Raw genomic sequence first — 20979 nt, forward strand, 5'->3', positions numbered from 1 at the left:
CAGCAAGTCGCGCATCATGTGCATGTGGTGCCGGTTCAGCCGGCACCCTGGACGGAGCGTTAGCGGACGGGCGGCGCGTACTGCAGGCCACCGTCGATCCACAGGGCGTTGACGCCGCGCTCGATCTCCAGCGGCGAGTCCATGCCGACGTTGCGGTTGAAGACCTGGGCGTAGTTGCCGACCTGGCTAATGATGTTGTAGGACCAGTCGGCGTCAAGCCCCATGCCTTCACCATAGTTGCCGTCCTGGCCCAGCAGGCGCGCCACGTTGGGGTCCTCGGTGGCGAGCAGCTCATCGATATTGTCGCTGGAGATGCCGTACTCCTCGGCGTTGAGCATGGCGAACAGCGACCACTTGACGATGTTGTACCACTGGTCGTCGCCCTGGCGGACCACCGGGCCCAGCGGCTCCTTGGAGATCACCTCGGGAAGAATCATGGCGCCGTCGGGATCGGAGAGCTGAATGCGCAGGGCGGCCAGCTGGGAGGTGTCGGAGGTCAGTACATCACAGCGGCCCGCTTCGAACCCCCCTACGGTCTGTTCCGAGGTGTCGAAGACGATGGGGTCGAACTCCATGCCGTTGGCACGGAAGTAGTCGGCCAGGTTCAGCTCGGTGGTGGTACCCGACTGCACGCAGACCGCCGCACCGTCCAGCTCGCTGGCGCTGCCGACGCCGAGGTCACGGTTGATCAAGAACCCCTGACCGTCATAGAAGTTGGTCCCGGCGAAGTTCAGGCCCAGGGTGGTGTCGCGGGTGGTGGTCCAGGTGGTATTGCGCGAGAGAATATCGACCTCGCCGGACTGCAGCGCGGTGAAGCGCTCCACGGCGTTCAGCGAGATATAGCGGACCGCATCGGCATCGCCGAAGACCGCCGCGGCGACGGCGCGGCAGACATCGACATCGATCCCCTGCCAGTTGCCCTCGTCATCCGGGGAGGAGAAGCCTGGCAGACCATCGCTGACGCCGCACTGTACGGCCCCCCGGTCCCGCGTGTCCTCCAGGGTGGAGGCGGCGACGAACCCGGAGGTCCCCAGCGCCAGAGTGGCTGCCGCTGACATCAGTACCAGTTTGTTCTTGTTGTACAACATGGGAAACTCCCTTCTTCTTGGATAAAACGCATCGAACCAATGCATGCATGCCTTTCAGCATGTGCCATGACATTAGCAAGGTTCATTCCAGAAAAGGGATAGGGCAGGACAGACTGTGATTCAACGCTAGCTAACGCAGCAAAAGATCCTCGAATGCTGCACCAGAAAAGAGCGGCTCCCCTGGATCCGAGGGCCGAGCGCCCACTTTTCGACCCTACCAACGGCACCGCGCCCCCGCCGGCAGGGCCGACGGGGGCGCGGTATGGCGCTTTGGCGCGATCAGCTGCGGATCAGGTGGTCGAAGGCGCCGAGGGCGGCCTTGGACCCTTCGCCCATGGCGATGATGATCTGCTTGTAAGGCACGGTGGTGACATCGCCGGCGGCGAACACGCCGGGCAGGCTGGTCATGCCGTGGGCATCGACGATGATCTCGCCGCGCTCCGACATCTCCACCGGCGACCCCTTGAGCCACTCGGTGTTGGGCACCAGGCCGATCTGCACGAAGACACCTTCCAGGTCGAGGCGCTTGATCTCGCCGCTGGCGCGCTCTTCATAGGTGAGGCCGTTGACGCGCTGGCCGTCGCCGTTCACCTCGGTGGTGCGAGCCCCCAGGATGATATCGACGTTGGGCAGGCTCTTGAGTTTGTTCTGCAGCACGGCGTCGGCGCGCATCTCGTCCATGAACTCGATCAGGGTCACATGGCCGACGATACCGGCCAGGTCGATGGCCGCCTCGACGCCGGAGTTGCCGCCGCCGATCACCGCCACGCGCTTGCCCTTGAACAGCGGGCCGTCGCAGTGGGGGCAGTAGGCCACGCCCTTGTTGCGGTACTCCGCCTCGCCGGGCACGTTCATCTCGCGCCAGCGGGCGCCGGTCGCCAGTACCAGGGTCTTGCTCTTGAGGCTCGCCCCGGATTCGAAGCGCACCTCGTGCTCGCCGCCGGGCTGGGTGGCCGGCACCAGCTGGGTGGCCCGCTGCAGGTTCATCACGTCGACCTCATACTCCTTGACGTGCTCCTCCAGGGCCGCCACCAGCTTGGGGCCTTCGGTGTAGTTCACGGAGATGAAGTTCTCGATGCCCAGGGTGTCCACCACCTGGCCACCGAAACGCTCGGACGCCACGCCGGTGCGCAGGCCCTTGCGAGCGGCGTAGATGGCCGCCGCCGCGCCGGCCGGGCCGCCACCGATCATCAGCACGTCGAAGGCATCCTTCTCGCTGAGCTTGGCGGCCTCGCGCTCGGCAGCACCGGTGTCCACCTTGGCCAGGATCTGCTCCAGGCTCATCCGGCCCTGGTCGAACGACTCGCCGTTGAGGTAGATGCTGGGCACCGACATCACCTGGCGCACCTCGACCTCGTCCTGGAACAGGGCGCCGTCGATGGCCACGTGGCGGATGTTCGGGTTGAGCACCGCCATCAGGTTCAGCGCCTGCACCACGTCGGGGCAGTTCTGGCAGGAGAGCGAGAAGTAAGTCTCGAAGTGGAGCGGGCCTTCGAGGCTCTGGATCTGCTCGATCACTTCCTGACTGGCCTTGGGCGGATGGCCGCCCACCTGCAGCAGCGCCAGCACCAGGGAGGTGAACTCGTGTCCCATGGGAATGCCGGCGAAGACCACGCCGGTCTCCTCGTCGGGACGATTGATGGCAAACGACGGCTTGCGGGCATCCTGACCGTCGCTGCGCAGGGAAATCTTGTCGGAAAGCCCGGCGATCTCGTTGAGCAGGCCGAACAGTTCCTGGGACTTGTCGCCGTCATCGAGGGACGCGACGATCTCGAACGGCCGAGTGACCTTCTGCAGATAGGCTTTGAGCTGAGTTTTCAGATTGTCGTCCAACATGACAGCGGTTTCCTTCATGTTTGGCTAATGTAAAAGCGCAGCGCAGGCCGGCGCACACGGCCAGGGGCCGATGAGCTGCGCGGATTGTCTGCGCTTTTCTTGAAAAACGCCCGGGCGGAACATGCCCGGGCGAGGAGCTCACGAGGCCAGGGGGTTGCCTCGCGGGGTCGGGCGATCGCTTAGATCTTGCCGACCAGGTCCAGGGAGGGCGCGAGGGTCTCTTCGCCTTCCTTCCACTTGGCGGGGCAAACTTCGTTCGGGTTGTTACGCACGTACTGAGCGGCCTTGACCTTGCGCAGCAGCTCTTCGGCGTTACGGCCGATGTTGCCGGCATTGATCTCGACGATCTGGATCTTGCCTTCCGGATCGATCACGAAGGTGCCACGCTCGGCCAGGCCGGAGTCCTCGATCAGCACTTCGAAGTTGCGCGAGATCTTCAGGGTCGGGTCGGCCAGCATCGGGTACTGGATCTTGTTGATGGTCTCGGAGCTGTCGTGCCACGCCTTGTGGGTGAAGTGAGTGTCGGTGGAGACGCTGTAGATCTCGACGCCCAGCTCCTTGAACTCTGCGTAGTTGTCCGCCAGGTCACCCAGCTCGGTGGGGCAGACGAAGGTGAAGTCGGCCGGATAGAAGAAGAAGATGCTCCACTTGCCCTTCAGGCTCTCCTCGGACACGTCGATGAACTCGCCGTTGTGGAAAGCGGTAGCGTTGAACGGCTTGACTTCAGTGTTGATCAGGGACATTCAGTGATGCTCCATGTCGATGGGGTGTGTTCCGAATACGGGGCCTATCGTAACGCGGCCCTCGCAATAGTCTAAATTGAATGGTGTCATGATGCTGATTGGCCTCGTCTATGGAGGGCCAATAAACTATTGAAATGACACCACCTCACCCTGGCGGTCCAGTGCCAGGAAGCTCTCGATGTTGCCCATCTTGAGCGATTCGACCATCTTCTGCAGGTGCGGCTCGGCCTCCTCGCTGGAGGGCGGCAGAGACCCGCTTCCGGCCAGGGCCGCCACGAAGACGATATCCCACTCGACCCCTGTCTCCCGCGACTCGGCGACCAGCGCGTCCATGTCGCTGAGCTCATCCAGGGTCTTGTCGACGCATACCACCGGCGTCAGCACCCCGCCCTCGCCCTGCTCGAAGCGAGCGCGCTGTTCCGGGGTGGGGTGATCCGGCAGCTCGGCACGGGTGAAGACGAACAGCAGCCGCTGAGGGTCGGGCTGGCTGTGCGCCTCGTTCAACAGATCGGCAAAGCAGGAAATGGCCAAGGCAGTCCTCCGGAAGTCGCAACGCCTGCAGGGAGAGCGATGATGGAACAGCCACCGCCCCGACGCAAGGCGCTCAGGGCGCGAGCTCGACGCGCAGGCCATCGTCGCCCGGCGGCCAGGTGCCGGCCTCCCGGGTCTCGCCGCCAGCCTCCACCACCAGGTAGCTGCGGTGCTGGTGGTGGCGCAGCGTGCCGGCGAGCCCCGCCAGGGCCTCGTGGTCATCGGCGCTCAAGGCCGCGAGGCGGGTGCCGGGCAGGGTCCACATCCGCGCCTGGCCGCGCCGCGCCATGTCTCGGGGCGGCTCGGGCAGCCCCTGCTCGGCCAGCCAGCCCGCCACCGCCTGGGTCTCGCCCACCACCATCAGCGGCGTCTCGTCGAGCCGCGCCCCTGGCGCGTCGAGGGGCTGCGGCCGACCCGGCAGGCGGGGGGCAAGGGCAGCCGAGTCGGCGTCCAGCGCCAGCAGGCGGGTCTCTGGGTCCAGCACCAGGCGACGCAGGGTGAAGGGGGCGGCTTCCAGCTCGCGCAGCACCTCGAAGTCGGGATCCACCGCCAGCGCCCGGGGCGCCTCCTCGAGGGCGAGCGAGAACTCGGCCTCCCGGGCGTCCAGCGCCACCACATGCCGGCTGACACCCGAGTCGCTCTCCACCGCCAGGGGCAGGCGCAGTGGCCAGGGCGCATCGCCGCCCGACTGCCCCAGGCGCCCCTCGAGCTTCCAGCCCCCCTCGGTGCGCCGGTACGCTACCTGTGTCAGCGACAGGGCGGGGCGCCCGGGGCGCGTCACCCAGGCGTCGAAGAAGTCCTCCAGCGGCTCACCGGCGCTCGCCCCGAAGGCGGCGGCCAAGTCATCCCAGCCGGCGGCGTGGAACATGCGGCGCTCGGCGAAGCGCCGCAGGCCGGCATCGAAGGCCGCGTCGCCGATGCGCTCGCGCAGCATATGGAAAAGCATGGCGCCGTGCTGATAGCCCACCAGCCGCCCGGCCGGGTCGGGGCCGCCACGGAAGTCCGCCAGGGGACGCTCAAGGCCTTCGGGCAGGGCGGCGAGGTCGGTCAGCCAGCGGCGGCGGGTCTCGCGCGCCTCGCCGCGCCGCTCGTCCAGGTGGTAGTCGGCCAGGTAGGTGGTCAGCGCCTCGGACCAGTTACCGCCCGCCCCATTCCGATCTCCGTAGTCGACCCGCACCCCGGCCCCCCACCAGGCGTGCATCAGCTCGTGGGCCAGGGACGTGCGGGGAATGAACGGCAGCGGGATGACCCGCTCGCCGAGCAGGGTGAAGCCGGGAAAGGCCAGCCCCACCGGGGCCGGGGAGGCGGCGATGGTGAAGCTGTCGTAGGGATAAGGGCCGACCCGCTCGCTGAACAGCGTCAGGTAGTCCGCGGTGTGCTCGAGGTAGGTCTCGGCGAAGGCGGCGTCCAACTCGGCGGGAAAGAGGGTGCGCAGGCGCACGCCCGCCTCCGTGCGCTGCCGCTCGCGCCAGGGCCCCGCGGCGAGCTCCAAGCCGTCCGTGCGCGGGTGGGCGTGGCGAACCCGGTAGCCATCCTCGTCCTCTTGCGGCTCTCCCACCAGCGAGCCGGTTCCCACCGCCCGCTGCCCCTCGGGCACCCGGATCTCCAGGGAGAGGGCGAAGGCCTCGAGGTCGGCCAGACGGGGGTACCAGCCGCTGCCGGCGGGCAGCAGGCTGCCCGCCGGCGACACCCTCAGGCGCGACCCGCTGTCGTCGAGCTCACCCCGCCAGCGCAGGGTCAGCGTCTCGGCCGTCTCGGGCAGGGCCAGGCGATAGCGTCCCGGGCCGCGGGGACTGGCCGCCAGCTCGTCGCGCCCGGCGGTGGCCGCGACGACCTCGAGGCCCGGCAGCAGCTGGAAGTCCGCCGAGGCGGGCGGCGGTGAGAGGGTCATCTCCCCCTCGAGGGTGCCCCGGGTCGGGTCCAGGGTGACGCGCAGCGCTAGGCTCGGCGGCTCATCGTTCGCTCCGGCCACCAGGGCCAGGCCCGGCAGCACCATCAGCAGCGCCGCGAACCACCAGCCCCTCGCCCGGGGAGACACGGCGGCGCTTCTCATGCGGGACGTCATGCGTCACGCGGCGGAAAGCGCGCCAGGATTTCCTGCTCATCGCCGTTGCGACGCACCTCCAGCGGCAGCAGGGTACCGGGACGCTGCTGGCGCACCAGGTCGGTCAGGTCGGCGGGACGCGACAGCGCCTCACCGGCGGCGCGCAGGATCACGTCCCCCGCCTGCAGCCCGGCCTGCTCGGCAATGGAGCCTTCGAGAATGGCATGAATCTCGACCCCCTCCTCGTGGGGCACAATGTAAACCCCCAGCTGCATGGGGGGCAGCGCCTCGGGCTGGCGATCGGCGATGGCGAAGACCGCCCGGGCCAGGCCCTCCCCCGGCGGCTCGCACCCACGCTCGCCCACCTGCCAGGGCAGCAGGGTGCTGTGGGCTTCGACCCCCAGGTCAGAGAGCTGGTGCGGAACACCGTGGCCGTAGGCGAGATGCCCCTGGCCGATCAGCCCTACCACCAGGGCGCCCTCCTCGCCCGCTTCGGCCAGGCCCGCGGCCATGGCGCGGTCCCAGGCCAGCTGGGCGGCCACGAAGCGAGCGAAGTCGGCCTCGTCGCCCTCTCGGGAGGGATGCTGGTCATAGACCTCGGCGAGGCGCTCGCGGTAGGCCGCCGGGGGCTCGGCGGGCGCGCTGATGGCGAAGCGCTCCGCCTGGGGTACGGCTTCCCAGCCCTCGTTGACCAGCCGACCACGCAGCTCCGGGGTGATGTTGACGGCCTGCAGCGGCACCCGGTGCAGCCGGGCGAAGTGCAGGATGGGGAAATAGAGCTCGGGGTCGAAGCCCCAGGCGGTTCGCCAGCGGCTGTCGTCGAGGAAGGCCTGCTCATCGAGCTCTCCCGCCACCCAGGCGTCCAGCGCCGGCTGCGCCTCCCGCGGCAGCATCTCCAGGCCGATCACCATGTCCGGGCGGCGCGCGTGAAGTCCCGCCAGGGTCGACAGCTGCCAGCGGTGGTGATCCATGCGGTCGTGCTGCTCGCCGAGCAGCACCACCTCCTGCTCGGCCAGCTCGCGAAACAGGGCGGGCGGCGAGAGGCGCTCGCCGCCCGGCTGCAGCCACTGGCCCGGCGCCAGGCAGTCCTCGGCCCAGGTGGGAGTCGTGCCCAGCGCCAGCGCGCCGGCCACACAAGCGAGCGCCAGGCGGCCGGCGCGAATAGCGGTAAGCGACATGGGCATCTCCATGGAAAGCGTTACAGGATGAGAGTACCACCCCGCGGCCGGGTTCCGAGCCACGCGGCCTGACGATCGGCGCCAATCGTCGTCCCCCTTCCCGCTCGCAGCTCCCGGATAGGCAGGCTCAATCAGACCAATGAATGCATACAATCGTCTGTTTTAATCGTTAGGCTTGTACCCTATTGTCAAAGCATGGTTTTACTTTTGACACTGTCTGTGAAATATTTGTACAACTAATCGTTGATTCGTGCCATCAAGCGCACAGCCATCCCCCTTGGCGTCAACAGCACACATCGCGACTCTCCCACACACGCCAAGGAGGCTGTGGATGACACTGACCATCAAAGCTCGATTGATCCTGCTGATTGCCCTGCTGATCGCCCTGATCGCCACCGTCGGCGGCCTGGGCATTCGCGGCATGACCTCGATGGACCAGGCGATCGATACCATCTATGAAGACCGCCTGATTCCCGTCCAGCAGCTGACGCGCATCGACGAGCTGATGCGCGACAGCATCATCGAGCTCAACCAGATCAGCCTGACTCATGATCATGCCGGCAGCGATGCGGCCAGCCGCGCCAACCGGCAGCCCTACCTGGACAGCGTGGACGCCAATCTCGAGACGATGGAGCAGGTCTGGGCGACCTATATGGGCACCTACCTGACGCCCCGCGAGGCCGAGCTCGCCGAACGCTACGCCGATCAGCGCCGCGCCTTCTTCCAGCAGGGCATCGAGCCGGCCATCGCTCTCTACGAGGCCGGCCGGATCGACGAGGCCTCCGCCCATATGATCGAGGCGACCCGGCCGGCCTTCGTGGCCGCCAACCAGACGCTCCATGAACTAATCGACCTCCAGGGCAACGTGGCCCAGGCCGAGTACGCCGCCGCCCAGTCGACCTTCGATTTCATGCGCTACCTGACGGCGGCGATGATCGCCCTGGCGCTGCTTATCGGCAGCCTCGGCGGCTGGGCGCTGATCCGCGCCATTACCCGTCCGCTGGAGCGCATGGTCGGCTACTTCCAGGCGATCGCCGCCGGGCACCTGGACAATCGCATCGAGACGGGCAGCCGAGACGAAATCGGTGTCGCCCTGGAGGCGCTCGATGATACCCAGACCCAGCAGCGGGAGCTGGTGGCACGGATCCAGTCGTCCGCCCAGGCCATCCACGCCGCCTCCGGCGAGATATCCTCGGGCAACCACGACCTCTCGCAGCGCACCGAGGAGCAGGCCGCCAGCCTCCAGGAAACCGCTACCAGCATGGAGCAGGTCGCCTCGACGGTGAAGCAGAACGCCGACAACACCCGCCAGGCCAACGAGCTGGTCCGAGACGCGCGCCAGCTGGCGGATAACGGCGGCGACAAGACCTCGCAGGCCATGGGCAAGATGCAGGAGCTCGAAGACAGCGCGGAGAAGATCGGCAGCATCATCTCGGTGATCGACGGCATCGCCTTCCAGACCAACATTCTCGCGCTGAACGCCTCGGTGGAGGCCGCTCGGGCCGGGGAACAGGGCCGCGGATTTGCCGTGGTGGCCGGCGAGGTGCGCAACCTGGCACAGCGCTGCGCCTCGGCCGCCAAGGAGATCCAGACGCTGGTCACCCACGATGGCGAGCTGGTCAAGGATGGCAGTGCCCTGGTCAGGGAAGCCGGCGAGGCCATGGAGCAGGTGATGGGCAGCGTGCACCGGGTCTCGGAGCTGATGGCCGATATCAACGCCGCCTCGGAGGAGCAGGCCCAGGCCGTGGAGCAGGTCAGCGTCGCGGTCAGCCAGATGGATCAGGTCACCCAGCAGAACGCCACCCTGGTAGAGCAGTCGGCGGCGGCGGCCTCGTCACTGAAGAACCAGGCGGGCCTGCTGGCGGAGGCGGTCAGCTCATTCCACATGGGCGACAGCCAGACGGCCATCACGACGCCGCAGGCACTCGTCGCGGCAGCGACCGACCTTCCCCATCCATCTGCCCACCCCGTCCCGGAAGCCGACCCCATGCCCCGTGCCAGCCGCCAGCGCAAGGCATCGACAGAGCCCGAGTGGGAGGCGTTCTAAAAGGGCACGGAGCCAAGGAAAGAAGCGAGCTCCCGCTGACGATGGAGAACGAGTGAAAGGCATTCAAGGCCTGACGGTGTCGTCAGGCCTTTTCCTGCAGCGCGCGAATCAGTTCCGGCACCGCCATGCTTTGGTCCTCCACGCCGGCGTAGAGGGCATGCACGGCACCCGCCACACTTCCCTCGACCCCGAGTTCCTCCGTCATGGCGTGGTAATACCCCAGGTCCTTGCTGGCGTTAGCCACGCTAAAACGGAACCCAGAGGGATCACCGGACGCGATGAAGGGTCGCAGCCTCTCCAGCACCACCCCGCCGCCGCCGCCCTTGCCGAGCACCTCGAGCAGCGCGGCGTCATCGATACCGGCCCGCCGCGACGCCGCCGCGGCCTCGGCGAGTACCGCCGAGAAACCCAGCGAGACGAAGTTATGCAGCAGCTTGAGGGTATGACCGGCGCTGACGTCACCCGCATGGGCGATATTCTCGGCGAAGCACGCCAGTACCGGCCGCACCTCGTCGAACAGCGCCTGGGGCGCACCGACGATCAAGTTGAGGCGCCCCTCTTCAGCCTCCTTGGGCGTGCGGGTCATGGCGGCGTCCATAAAGCGGCCGCCGGCCTGGGTGACGCGCGCCGCGACCTGTTGCGTGGAACTCGGCAGCGCGGTGGAGCAGTCGACCACCACCGCCCCGGGGGCCAGGCCCTCCAGTACGCCGCCGGGCTCGAACAGTACCGCCTCGACCTGCGGCGAGCCCGTCACGCACAGCAGTACCAGCTCGGCCGATTCGGCCACCTCGCGGGCGCTTGCCCGGGACTCGGCGCCCGCCGCCAGCAGGTCCTCCACCGGCTGATTGCCGGAATGATCGAGAAAGGTCAGCGTATGGCCTGCCTCAAGCAGGTTCTTGGCGATGCCATGCCCCATCAGCCCAACGCCGATCATGCCGATGCGACGTGCGCCGTCAGGCGATTCCAGTGAGCGACTCATCGTGGGTCTCCATGCGTCGATAACGAGATAAAAGCGCGATCAATCATGCTTGATGGCGACGGTCTTGATTCGGGTGTAGCTACGCAGCCCCTCGAAGCCTTTCTCGCGACCGTGGCCGGAGCGCCCCACGCCGCCAAACGGCAGCTCGATGCCGCCACCGGCGCCATAGTTGTTGACGAACACCTGGCCGCTGCGGATGCCTCGGGCCAGGCGCAGCTGGCGGCCACCGTCGCGGGTCCAGACCCCGGCACATAGGCCGAAGTCGGTGGCATTGGCCAGGCGCAGCGCTTCGGCTTCATCGTCGAAGACCTGCACCGCCAGCACCGGGCCGAACAGCTCTTCGCGCAGCACGTCGTGGCCATCGGGAATCTCGGTGAGCAAATGCGGCACCACGAAGTGCCCCTCCTGTGATGCCCCCTCGGCCAGCTGGCCGCGGGCGGCAATGCGGATGCCGTCCGCCTCGGCGGCGGCCAGGCGCGCCTCGAGCCGCGACTTCTGGCGGGCGTTGATCAGCGGCCCGCAGTCGGCGTCTGCCTCGCCGGCATCGCAGCGCAGCGCCGCGAAGCGCTCCACCAGGCGGCCGGTGAAGGCCTCGGCAATCTCGCGCTGTACCAGCAGCCGGCTGCCCGCCGAGCAGGTCTGGCCGGCGTTCTGGATGATGCCTCTCACCACGGTGTCGAAGGCAGCGTCGAGGTCGGCATCGGCGAACACGATCTGCGGCGACTTGCCACCCAACTCCAGGGTCACCGGCACATGGTGCACCGCCGCCGCCTGGGTCACCTGGGTGCCGGTCTCCGGCGAGCCGGTAAAGGAGAGATGGTCGATGCCCGGGTGCGAGGCCAGCGCCGCACCGGCCTCACGGCCTAGCCCCGGCACCACGTTGAGAGCGCCAGCCGGCAGGCCCTGCTGCATGGCCAGCTCGGCCAGGCGCAGCACGCTCAGGCAGGCGTCCTCAGCGGGCTTGAGCACCACCGTATTGCCGGTGGCCAGCGCAGCGGAGATGCAGCGGCCGAAAATCTGCGCCGGGTAGTTCCAGGGGATGATCTGGCCGCAAACCCCGTGGGGTTCACGCAGCGTCATCACCGTGAAGCCGTTTTCGTAGGGGAGGGTCTCACCGTGGAGCTTGTCGGCACCGCCGCCGTAGAAGTGAAAGTAGCGCGCACAGGCAGTGATATCGGCCCGCGCCTGGGTCAGCGGTTTGCCAGTGTCCAGGCACTCCAGTGCAGCTAGGTGTTCGTGGTCGGCCTCGATGGCGGCGGCCATGGCCAGCAACCAGGCGCCGCGTTCACGGGTACTCCAGCGCGCCCAGTCGCCCAGCTCACCCTCGAAGGCACGCCGCGCGGCACTCACAGCGGCGTCCACGTCCGCCGCCTGGCAGCGCGCGATACGCGTGGTAATGCGCCCGCTGGCCGGGGCTTCCATATCCAGGGTGGCCTGTGTGGCCTGCCATTCGCCGCCGATCAGCGCTGCCTGGGGCGGCATCGCAGAGTTCTCCATCATTGTCATGCTCCTTTATCCATATACCAGATTGACCAACCCCATGGAGATCCATGGCATATAGGTGATCAGCATCAGACAGGCCATGACCACCAGCACGAAACGCAGCAGCCAGGGCAGCATCTGGTCCAGTGAGATCTTGGCCACTGCGCAGGCGGCAAACAGATTCACGCCCAGCGGCGGCGTGATCATGCCCAGCGCCAGGTTGACCACCATCACCAGGCCGAAATGTACCGGATGAATGCCGAACTGCATGGCGATCGGCGTCAGAATCGGTGCCAGCACCAGGATCGCGGCGGAGGTCTCGATGAACATGCCCACCACCAGCAGCAAGGCATTGACCACCAGCAGGAACATCAGCGGGTTGTCGATGGCGGCGGTGACCGCATTGGCAATCTGCGCCGGCAGGCCGATGCGGCTGAGCAGGAAGCTGAACAGCGAAGCGGCGGCGATGATCAGCATCACCGCGGCGGTGGAGATCACGCTCTGGCGCAGGATCGGCACCAGGTCGCCCAGCTTCAGTTCACGGTAGTAGAAGCCGCCGACGATCAGTGCATAGAACACCGCCACCGCCGAGGCCTCGGTGGGGGTGAATACGCCGCCGTAGATGCCGCCGATCACCACCACCGGCATCAGCATCGCCGCCCAGGCACGCTGGAAGGAGGTGACGAAGCCGGTGCTGTCCTTGTAGTCCTCCTTGCCGAAGCCGCGCGCCTTGCAGAACAGGTAGAGGAACAGGATCAGCGCCCCGCCAATCAGGAACCCCGGCCCGACCCCGGCCAGGAACAGCTGGCCGATGGAGGTATCGGTGCTGACCCCGTAGAGGATCAGCGGGATCGACGGCGGAATCAGCACCCCGAGCTCCGCCGACGAGGCCTGGATCGAGGCCGCCAGCGGCCGCGGGTAGCCGTGCTTGACCATCGCCGGGATCAGGATCGCGCCGATGGCGAAGGTGGTCGCCACGCTGGAGCCGGAGACCGCGGCGAACATCATGCAGGTCAGCACGCAGGACATTGCCAGGCCACCCTGCACCTGGCCGACGATCGACTTGGCCAGGTCGACCAGGCGCTGGGAGATCCCGCCGGCGGCCATCAGGTTGCCGGCCAGGATGAAGAACGGGATGGCCATCAGCGGAAACTTGTCGATGCCGATGAACATCTGCTGCGGCACCAGCAGCAGCGGCAGCCGGGTGAAGAACTCGATGCCGATGATCGAGGCCAGCATGATCGAGATGGCGATCGGCACGCCGAAGGCGAACAGGATCAGTAGCGAGAGTCCGATGACCAGGTTCATGAGCGCGACCCTCCCTGGTCATTATCGACCCTGTCGTGCTGGGCCTCTTGTACCTGCTGCAGCTCGACCTCGGGGCTGACCTCGCTGTTGTCGGGCCCCACCGGCTCGCGCCCGCTGAGCTGGGCGAACAGTCGCGCCAGGGCCGCCACGATGGCGAACGCCGACCCGGTGGGGATCGCCGCATAGGCGTAGGACATGGAGATGTTCATCCCCGACATGGTCTGATTGCTGACCCGCCCGGTCATCAGGATGCCGAAGTAGATCAACACCCCCAGCACCAGCAGGCAGCACAGCACGATGGCGGTTTCCAGCCATAGCGCAAAGCGTGTGGGTATGACCTTGTAGATGGCCTCCACGGCCATCATGTAGCCGCCGCGGAAGGTGGCCGCCGCGGCCATGAAGACGCACCAGATCATCGCCGCCCGCGAGGCGACTTCGGTCCAGGTCGAGGGGGCGTTGAACACGAAGCGGGTCAACACCTGATAGAAACTGAGCGTCACCGAGATCACCAGCATGACGATCGCCACGGCCATGGCCACACGCGTCAGCTGGTGCTCGAAGCGCAGAAATGCAGCGAGCATAGGATCACCAAGAGCGAAGATGCCCCCGGCATGTGCCGGGGGCTGGCGGGACGGATCAGCAGCTGGCGGCTTGTGCCTGGATGCGCTCCAGCATCTCGCTGCCATGCTCGGCGGTGAAGATCTCGTAGGCCGGCTCAACGGCTTGCTGGAAGGGGCCGATATCGATATCGGTCTTGACCGTCATGCCGTTCTCTTCGAGCAGTGCCACGCCCTCTTCTTCGAGGCGCGAGACTTCTCCGCGGGTGGCTTCTGCGGAGGCGCGGGCGGCCTCGTGGAACCACTCACGCTCCTCGTCGCTGAGGCCGTCGAGCAGGATCGGCGACCCCAGCACCGCGGAGGGCGAGTAGACGTGGCCGGTCAGCGACAGGTAGTCCTGCACTTCCCAGAAGTTGGTGGCCACGATCACCGTGATGGGGTTCTCCTGGCCGTCCACGGTGCCCTGCTGCAGGGCGGTGAACAGTTCGGGGAATGCCATCGGCGTGGGCCGCGCGCCCATCTGGCGGAAGGCTTCCTGGTGAACCTCGTTCTCCATGGTGCGCACCCGCAGGCCATCGGCGTCGGCCGGTGAGGCGATCTCGCGGCGGCTGTTGGTCATGTGGCGGAAGCCGTTCTCGGACCAGGCCAGGCCGACCAGGTCGTGGTCGCTCATCTTGGCCAGCAGCTCGTCGCCGAGCTCACCGTCGAGCACGCAGCGTGCCTGGTCGTAGTCTTCGAACAGGAACGGCAGGTCGAGTACGTAGGTTTCGGGGACGAAGTTGCCGAGCGGGCCGGTGGAGGTGATCACGATGTCCACGGTGCCGATCTGCAGGCCTTCGATCATCTCGCGCTCACCGCCCAACGAGCCGGAGGTGTGCTCGGTGACGGTGAAGGCGCCGTCGGAGAGTTCTTCCAGGGTCTCCTTGAAGGCTTGGGCCCCTACCGCATAGTGGGAGGTGGAGGAGAGCGTATGGCCGAGGCTGATTTCGGTGGCGGCCTGGGCCTGCAGGGCCATGCCGACTGTAGCAAGACCACCGATAGCGGCAACGAGTGTGTGGCGTGCAAAGCGTTTGGTCATTGTAGTGCCCTCTTGTGTTGTTGTGAGGGTGGCAATTGTCGGGCGACCGCCCAGCTGAGCGGCGCTACCCTGCGGTGTTTCACTACCTGGCGCGGCAGTGAGGGGACTCATCAGCGCTCGTTAATGAACGCATCGATGATCTGCTTGAAATCGTCATCGCCGGGGAAGCCCAGGCGGTCGGCCTTGGCGGTGTCGAAGCGTGCCGGCCAGCTGGCGATGATGGCCTGGATGCGCGGGTCGGGCTCGTGGCGCACCCGCGCCACCGCCTCGTCGCCGGCCACCTGGCGCAGCGCCTCGAGCATCTCGGCAACCGTGACCGTGATCCCCGGCAGCATGAAGGCGCGGAACTTGCCCAGCGCCTCGCCGTCGACCTCGGCGCCGTGCACCAGCGCCTCGACCACCTTGCCCGGCGACATCACGAACAGCGGCTGCTCGACCGGCACCGGGCAGATCGCTTCCTCGCCGCCCAGCGGCTCGCGCAGGATGCTGGAGGCGAAACTCGACGCCGCGGCGTTGGGCCGCCCGGGACGAATCACGATGGTCGGCAGGCGCAGCACCCGGCCGTCGACCAGGCCGCGCCGGCTGTAGTCGTTGATCAGCAGCTCGCACATCGCCTTCTGCGCGCCGTAGGAGTTCTGCGGCTGCAGCGCGGTCATGTCGTCGAGGGTCTCGGGCAGGTCACCGCCGTAGGCGGCCACCGAGCTGGCCATCACCAGCCGTGTGGCGCCGAGGTCGCGGGCGCGGCAGGCCTCCAGCAGCGCCCGGGTGGCGTCGAAGTTGACCGCCATGCCGAGGTCGAGATCCGCCTCGGCGGCGGAGCTCACCACCGCCGCCAGGTGGTAGATGACGTCGGGCCGGGTATCGAGCACGCCGTCCCAGGCGCCGGGGGCGGTGATATCCAGCGCCTGACGATCGAAGGCAATGCCCGAGGTCTCGGGTACGGCGGCCTCGCTCTGGTCGACCAGCGTGAAGCGGGTGATCGGCTGGCCGCACAGCTCGCCGCGGGCGACCAGTTGCTGCAGCAGGCGCTGGCCGAGAAAGCCGGCGGCGCCGGTAATCAGTATATGCATGAAACGTAGCGTCCTGGTTGTCGTTGTGTGTGACCTTAGCCCTGTGGCTGAAGCCCGTACTCCTGGCCCCAGCCCAGGCCCCGACGGGTATCGCCCGCCGGACGATACTCGCAGCCGATCCAGCCGGCATAGCCCAGCGCCTCGAGGCGCGCGAACAGCGCCGGGTAGTGCACCTCGCCAACATCCGGCTCGTGGCGCTCCGGCACCCCGGCGATCTGCACGTGGCCGACGGCGGGGAACTGGCGCTCCAGGTGGTGCGTCAGGTCGCCGTCCATGATCTGGCAGTGGTAGAGGTCGAACTGCAGGCGCAGGTTGGGCTCGCCGACCTCGTCGAGCACCGCCATGGCCTGGGCCTGGCGGGAGAGGAAGAAGCCCGGCATGTCGCGGGTGTTGATCGGCTCGATTAGCACCTCGCGCCCCAGCCTGGCGGCCTCGCGGGCGGCGAAGCGCAGGTTGTCGAGATAGGTGGCGTGATGGGCGGCGCGGGTCGTGTCGTCGGCATCGGCGGGCAGCAGCCCGGCCATGGCGTGGATGCGGGGGCAGCCCAGCGCCTCGGCGTAGCGCAGCCCCTCCACCACCGAGTCGCGAAACTCCGCCTCGCGTCCCGGCAGGCTGGCCAGGCCGCGCTCGCCGGCGTCCCAGTCCCCCGGCGGCAGGTTGAAAAGCACCTGCTCGAGGCGGTGCTCATCGAGCCGCTGGCGCAGCACCCGGGGGTCGTGGGCATAGGGAAACAGGTACTCGACGCCGCGAAAGCCCGCCTCGGCAGCGGCGGCGAAGCGCTCGAGGAAGTCGTGCTCGTGGAACAGCATGCTGAGGTTGGCGGCCAGTCGAATCATCGTGGGTATCCGGTTCGGTTCGCATCAGTCGCGCGGGAAGCGCGCTTCGAGTTCGGCGACCTGCTCCGCCGTCAGGGCGCGCGGGTTCTCGCCGCGCAGCAGCAGGAACAGCTTGGCGGTCTCTTCCAGCTCCTCGGTGGCATACACCGCCGCCTCGAGGCTCTTGCCGGCCACCACCGGGCCGTGGTTGGCCAGCAGCACCGCGCTGTGCTGGCCCGCCAGGCCGCGCACCGCATCGCCGAGGGTCGGGTCGCCGGGCACGTGGTAGGGAACCAGCGGCAGCCGGCCCACCCGCATCACGTAGTAGGCGGTGAGCGGCGGGATGCAGTCGCAGGGGTCGATATCCGGCAGGCAGGAGACCGCCACCGAGTGGGTGGAGTGCAGGTGCACGATGGCACCGGACCGGGGCCGCTCGGCATACATCGCCATGTGCAGGAAGTGCTCCTTGGTGGGCTTGTCACCGCCCTGCCAATCACCTTGGGCATCGAGGCGCGAGATACGCGCCGGGTCCAGCCGGCCCAGGCAGGCGTTGGTGGGGGTCATCAGCCAGCCACCATCTTCCAGGCGCACGCTGATGTTGCCGCTGGAGCCCATGGTCAGGCCGCGGTCGAACAGCGACTTGCCGAGGGTGGCGATCTGTTCGCGCAGCTGACTCTCCTGACCCAGATGAGCACTGGGGGCCTTGCGTTCGCTCATGCCTTGCCCTCCCCGGTCAGCTCATCGAGCACCGTAAAGGCGCGGATGAAGAAGTCCTCACCGCCGAAGTTGCCCGACTTGAGCGCCAGCGACAGCGGCGCCTCGCGGTCCGTCAGCGGCGCCTGGGTCCAGGGCACGCCGGGGTCGATCTGGCCGCCGATGCGCAGCTGGCGAATGCCCAGCGCCGAGACCACTGCCCCCGAGCTCTCGCCGCCGGCCACCACCAGGCGCCCGACGCCTTCATCGACCAGCGTCCGCGCTAGTCGGCCCAGGGCCTGCTCTACCAGCTCGCCGGCACGCGCCACGCCCAGCGCCTGCTGGGCGGCCTTGACCTGCTCGGGGTCGGCGGAGGCGTAGACCAGTACCGGGCCGCCGCTGGCGAGCTGCTCACGGGCAAAGGCCAGGGCGGCATCGAAATGAGCTTCGCCTTCGGCGAGCTGCAGGGGGTCGAGGGCCATGCCGGGATGATGCGCGAGGAACTCGGCCACCTGGCCAAGGGTTGCCCGCGAGCAGCTCCCCGATAGCACCAGCGCGCCGCCAGCGGCCGGCGCCAGCCGGCCCGGCTCGCTGACCTCGGCCAGCCAGCCGCGGCGGCGATACTGCTCTGGCAGCGCCTGCCCCAGGCCAGAGCCACCGGTAACCAACGGATAGTCGACCACCGCCTCGGCCAGCACCTCGAGATCCTGCTCGTCCAGGCTGTCGCAGATCACATGGCGCACGCCGTCTGCTGCCAGGTCGGCCAGATGGGCACGCGTCGCCTCGCTGCCTCGCGCGAGTGTCGGTCGCGCTGCCAGGCCAACAGCATGCGGCGTCTGGCGCCCCAGCACCCTGACCAGGTCGGCATCGGTCATCGGATTGAGCGGGTGGTGTTGCATGCCGCTGTCGTTGAGCAGCCGGTCCCCGACGAACAGGTGGCCCTGATAGACGCTGCGGCCGTTGGTCGGAAACGCCGGCACCATCACGGTCTGGCCGCCGCCCAGCTGCTGCCCTGTTTCTGTCGCCCGAAGCCGCTCCACGAGGGCATCGGCCACCGGGCCGATATTGCCCGCGTCGGTGGAGTCGAAGGTCGAGCAGTACTTGAAGAAGCACTGACGTGCGCCGCGCGCCTGGAGCCACTCGAGCGCGGCCACGGAGTCGGCCACCGCCTCGTCCACCGGGCAGGAGCGCGATTTCAGCGCCACCACTACCGCGTCCACGTCGTCGAGGTCGAGCGCGTCGTCGGGCACGCCGATCAGCTGCACGCAGCGCATGCCGGCGCGCACCAGGTTGTTGGCGAGATCGGTCGCGCCGGTGAAGTCGTCGGCGATGGCACCCAGTACCAGGCTCATGCGTCACCTCCTGCGTCGGCGTCATTGGCGGCCTCGGGTAGCGCGATGCCCGACAGCCGCTGGTAGACCTTGATCACCGCCGCGTCGTCTTCACGACCGAAGCCGGCGCCCTTGGCGGCGGTGAACTGCTGCAGGGCGCTCGCCGCCACCGGCGTGGGCATGGCCAGCTCGCGGCCGGTCTGATGCACGATATTGAGATCCTTGACGAAGATGTCCACCGCCGAGAGCGGGGTGTAATCGCCTTCGAGGATATGCGGCACGCGGTTCTCGAACATCCAGGAGTTACCCGCCGAGTGGGTGATCACCTCATACACGGTGTCCGGGTCGAGGCCCATGCGGATGCCCAGCGCCATGGCCTCGGCGGCGGTGGCGATATGCACCCCGGCCAGCAGCTGGTTGACCAGCTTCATGCTCGAGCCGACACCCGCGTCATCGCCCAGGCGGTAGACGGTGGCGGCCATGGCATCCAGCACCGGCCGGGCCTTGTCGAAGGCGGCGGGGTCGCCGGACGCCATCACCGAGAGGTCACCGCTGCGCGCCTTGGCCGCCCCGCCGCTGACCGGGGCATCGAGCATCGCCAGCCCCTCGGCGGCCAGCCGCTCGCCCAGGCTACGCGCCTGGCTTGGCGCCACGGTGGCGCACTGGATGACCAGGCTCCCCGCGGCAAGCTTGCCCGCCAGGCCCTGCTCGCCGAACAGCACCTGCTCGACCTGCTCGCCGTTGACCACCAGCAGCACCACCACCTCGCAGTCGGCCAGCTCGGCGGTCGAAGCCACGCTGCTGCCGCCCTGGGCCGCGAAGGACTCGCGAGCCGTGGCCGACAGGTCGCAGCCGGTCACTGTCAGGCCACGCTCATGGAGCGCCAGCGCGGCCCCCATGCCCATTGCCCCCAGGCCGACGACACCCACGCGTGGAACTGTTTGAGGGCTGCTATGGCTCACGTTGATCTCCTAGGCCAGGTGTCATGATGCCCAATCAAGCCGTCAGGGAGTGTCGGCTTGGTCGAGCTGGTAGCGCTAACATGGTAGCGCTAACATCTCTTTTAGTAGAGGTAGCGGTTATCATCAAGGATAGGCTTGCAAGGACACGACCAATGTCTAAGACATCTCCACCACGTCGGCGGCGCAGCTCGGCACGCACGACCCTGGCCCAGGTTGCCGAGGCCGCGGGGGTATCGCCGATCACGGTCTCGCGGGCACTGAATACGCCGGAGCGCGTCAATGCCGAGACTCGGCAACACATTCTGGCCACCGTCGAGCGGCTCGGCTATGTCCCCAACCTAGTGGCAGGCAGCCTGGCGTCGGCCAGTTCACGCTTTATCGCGGTGATCGTGCCGTCGCTGGCCAATGCGGTGTTCATCGAGGTGATCCAGGGACTGCAGGAGACCTTCGAGGCGGCCGGCTACCAGATTCTGCTCGGCAACACCGACTACGACCTCGACCGCGAGGCCCAGCTGGTGCGTACCTTCCTGGGCTGGTCGTGCTCGGCGCTGGTCACCGCCGGGCTGCGCCACAGCGACGCCTGCCGTACCCTGCTGCAACAGTGGGACCATCCGATCATGGAGGTGATGGAGCTGGGCGAGGCGCTGGATCTCAACGTGGGACTGGATCACACCGAGGCCGGCCGCTGCATGGCCCGCCACCTGCTGGCCCGGGGGTACCGCCAGATCGTCTATGTGGGCGCCCGCATGGCCGAGGACTACCGCGCCGGCATGCGCTATGCCGGCCACGGCGAGGTGCTCAAGGCTGCCGGCCACGAGGCCCCCTTGATCGAACTCGAACAGCTAGGCAGCCTGAGCGCCGGCGCCATGGGGCTCGAAGAGGTCCTGAAGCGGCATCCTCGAGCCGATGCCATTCACTTCTCCAATGACGACTTGGCGAGTGGCGCCCTGCTGCATGCGCAGCGCCTGGGGCTGGCAGTCCCCAAGGACATCGCCATCGCCGGCTTCAATGGCCTTCCGCTGGGGGAGTTCGTCACACCGCGATTGACCACCATCCACTCGCCCCGTGAGACCATGGGGCGAGTGGCGGCGGAAGAGGTGCTCAACCGGCTGGCCGGCAAGCGGGTGCGTCGTCTTCAGCATGATGTCGGATTCAAGCTGCGCATAGGCGAGAGCTGCTGATGCCGGTGCCCTCTCGAGCCGCGCCAAAGGCATACCGCCAGGGCGCCTCGTGCCGC

The 20979-nt window shown here is 67.7% G+C and carries 18 protein-coding genes; 2 read left to right on the plus strand and 16 right to left on the minus strand.

Going from position 1 to position 20979, the window contains the following annotated elements; translation table 11 throughout:
• Positions 1–59: 59 nt before the first annotated feature.
• The 6 genes from ACZIYR_RS18370 to ACZIYR_RS18395 all read right to left on the minus strand — a co-directional run bounded on the left by ACZIYR_RS18370 (position 60) and on the right by ACZIYR_RS18395 (position 7420).
• Positions 60–1085 carry an amino acid ABC transporter substrate-binding protein gene (locus ACZIYR_RS18370; protein ID WP_483529105.1) on the minus strand — a complete coding sequence of 342 codons (1026 nt, stop codon included), beginning with the start codon at positions 1083–1085 and terminating at the stop codon, positions 60–62.
• A 282-nt stretch (positions 1086–1367) separates the two neighbouring features.
• Entirely contained in the window at positions 1368–2924 is a 1557-nt protein-coding gene (gene ahpF / locus ACZIYR_RS18375; RefSeq protein ID WP_473031779.1) for an alkyl hydroperoxide reductase subunit F, read from the minus strand.
• A gap of 179 nt (positions 2925–3103) precedes the next feature.
• Positions 3104–3667 (minus strand): alkyl hydroperoxide reductase subunit C, encoded by a 564-nt coding sequence (gene ahpC, locus ACZIYR_RS18380; RefSeq protein ID WP_473031780.1) that lies wholly within the window; start codon positions 3665–3667, stop codon positions 3104–3106.
• A 126-nt stretch (positions 3668–3793) separates the two neighbouring features.
• Complete coding sequence (locus ACZIYR_RS18385; RefSeq protein ID WP_483527656.1) at positions 3794–4198, minus strand: ribonucleotide reductase subunit alpha; 405 nt, start codon at positions 4196–4198, stop codon at positions 3794–3796.
• 73 nt (positions 4199–4271) lie between these two features.
• Positions 4272–6251, minus strand: coding sequence for a M1 family metallopeptidase (locus ACZIYR_RS18390; protein ID WP_483527657.1), 1980 nt, complete (start codon positions 6249–6251; stop codon positions 4272–4274).
• A gap of 8 nt (positions 6252–6259) precedes the next feature.
• The gene (locus tag ACZIYR_RS18395) at positions 6260–7420 is read right to left on the minus strand and encodes a ChaN family lipoprotein (protein WP_483527658.1); all 1161 of its coding nucleotides are present in this window, start codon (positions 7418–7420) and stop codon (positions 6260–6262) included.
• 331 nt (positions 7421–7751) lie between these two features.
• Here ACZIYR_RS18395 and ACZIYR_RS18400 point away from each other — a divergent pair, with 331 nt between their 5' ends.
• Complete coding sequence (locus ACZIYR_RS18400) at positions 7752–9467, plus strand: methyl-accepting chemotaxis protein (RefSeq protein ID WP_483527659.1); 1716 nt, start codon at positions 7752–7754, stop codon at positions 9465–9467.
• An 82-nt stretch (positions 9468–9549) separates the two neighbouring features.
• Here the strand turns inward: ACZIYR_RS18400 and ACZIYR_RS18405 are convergent, their stop codons facing one another.
• The 10 genes from ACZIYR_RS18405 to ltnD all read right to left on the minus strand — a co-directional run bounded on the left by ACZIYR_RS18405 (position 9550) and on the right by ltnD (position 19742).
• Entirely contained in the window at positions 9550–10446 is an 897-nt protein-coding gene (locus ACZIYR_RS18405) for an NAD(P)-dependent oxidoreductase (protein ID WP_483527660.1), read from the minus strand.
• Positions 10447–10485: 39 nt separating this feature from the next.
• Positions 10486–11946: an aldehyde dehydrogenase family protein gene (locus tag ACZIYR_RS18410; RefSeq protein WP_483527661.1), complete on the minus strand. Its 1461-nt coding sequence runs from the start codon at positions 11944–11946 to the stop codon at positions 10486–10488.
• A gap of 12 nt (positions 11947–11958) precedes the next feature.
• Positions 11959–13236: a TRAP transporter large permease gene (locus ACZIYR_RS18415; protein ID WP_089656411.1), complete on the minus strand. Its 1278-nt coding sequence runs from the start codon at positions 13234–13236 to the stop codon at positions 11959–11961.
• Positions 13233–13817: a TRAP transporter small permease gene (locus tag ACZIYR_RS18420; protein ID WP_483527662.1), complete on the minus strand. Its 585-nt coding sequence runs from the start codon at positions 13815–13817 to the stop codon at positions 13233–13235. The genes ACZIYR_RS18415 and ACZIYR_RS18420 overlap by 4 nt, the downstream gene beginning before the upstream one ends.
• Before the next feature lie 55 nt (positions 13818–13872).
• The gene (locus tag ACZIYR_RS18425) at positions 13873–14871 is read right to left on the minus strand and encodes a TRAP transporter substrate-binding protein (protein WP_483527663.1); all 999 of its coding nucleotides are present in this window, start codon (positions 14869–14871) and stop codon (positions 13873–13875) included.
• Between the two features lie 110 nt (positions 14872–14981).
• Positions 14982–15941: a D-erythronate dehydrogenase gene (gene denD / locus ACZIYR_RS18430; RefSeq protein WP_483527664.1), complete on the minus strand. Its 960-nt coding sequence runs from the start codon at positions 15939–15941 to the stop codon at positions 14982–14984.
• 35 nt (positions 15942–15976) lie between these two features.
• Entirely contained in the window at positions 15977–16777 is an 801-nt protein-coding gene (gene otnI / locus ACZIYR_RS18435; protein WP_483527665.1) for a 2-oxo-tetronate isomerase, read from the minus strand.
• 24 nt (positions 16778–16801) lie between these two features.
• Positions 16802–17473: a 3-oxo-tetronate 4-phosphate decarboxylase gene (gene otnC, locus ACZIYR_RS18440; RefSeq protein WP_473031796.1), complete on the minus strand. Its 672-nt coding sequence runs from the start codon at positions 17471–17473 to the stop codon at positions 16802–16804.
• On the minus strand, positions 17470–18801 hold the full coding sequence (gene otnK / locus ACZIYR_RS18445; RefSeq protein WP_473031797.1) for a 3-oxo-tetronate kinase: 1332 nt from the start codon (positions 18799–18801) through the stop codon (positions 17470–17472). Before otnK ends, otnC begins: the two co-directional genes overlap by 4 nt.
• Positions 18798–19742, minus strand: a complete 945-nt coding sequence (gene ltnD / locus ACZIYR_RS18450) for an L-threonate dehydrogenase (RefSeq protein WP_473031798.1) — start codon at positions 19740–19742, stop codon at positions 18798–18800. The genes otnK and ltnD overlap by 4 nt, the downstream gene beginning before the upstream one ends.
• Before the next feature lie 152 nt (positions 19743–19894).
• Here ltnD and ACZIYR_RS18455 point away from each other — a divergent pair, with 152 nt between their 5' ends.
• Positions 19895–20923 (plus strand): LacI family DNA-binding transcriptional regulator, encoded by a 1029-nt coding sequence (locus ACZIYR_RS18455; protein WP_483527666.1) that lies wholly within the window; start codon positions 19895–19897, stop codon positions 20921–20923.
• Positions 20924–20979: the final 56 nt, after the last annotated feature.

Source organism: Billgrantia sp. NRB1, from assembly GCF_056921725.1.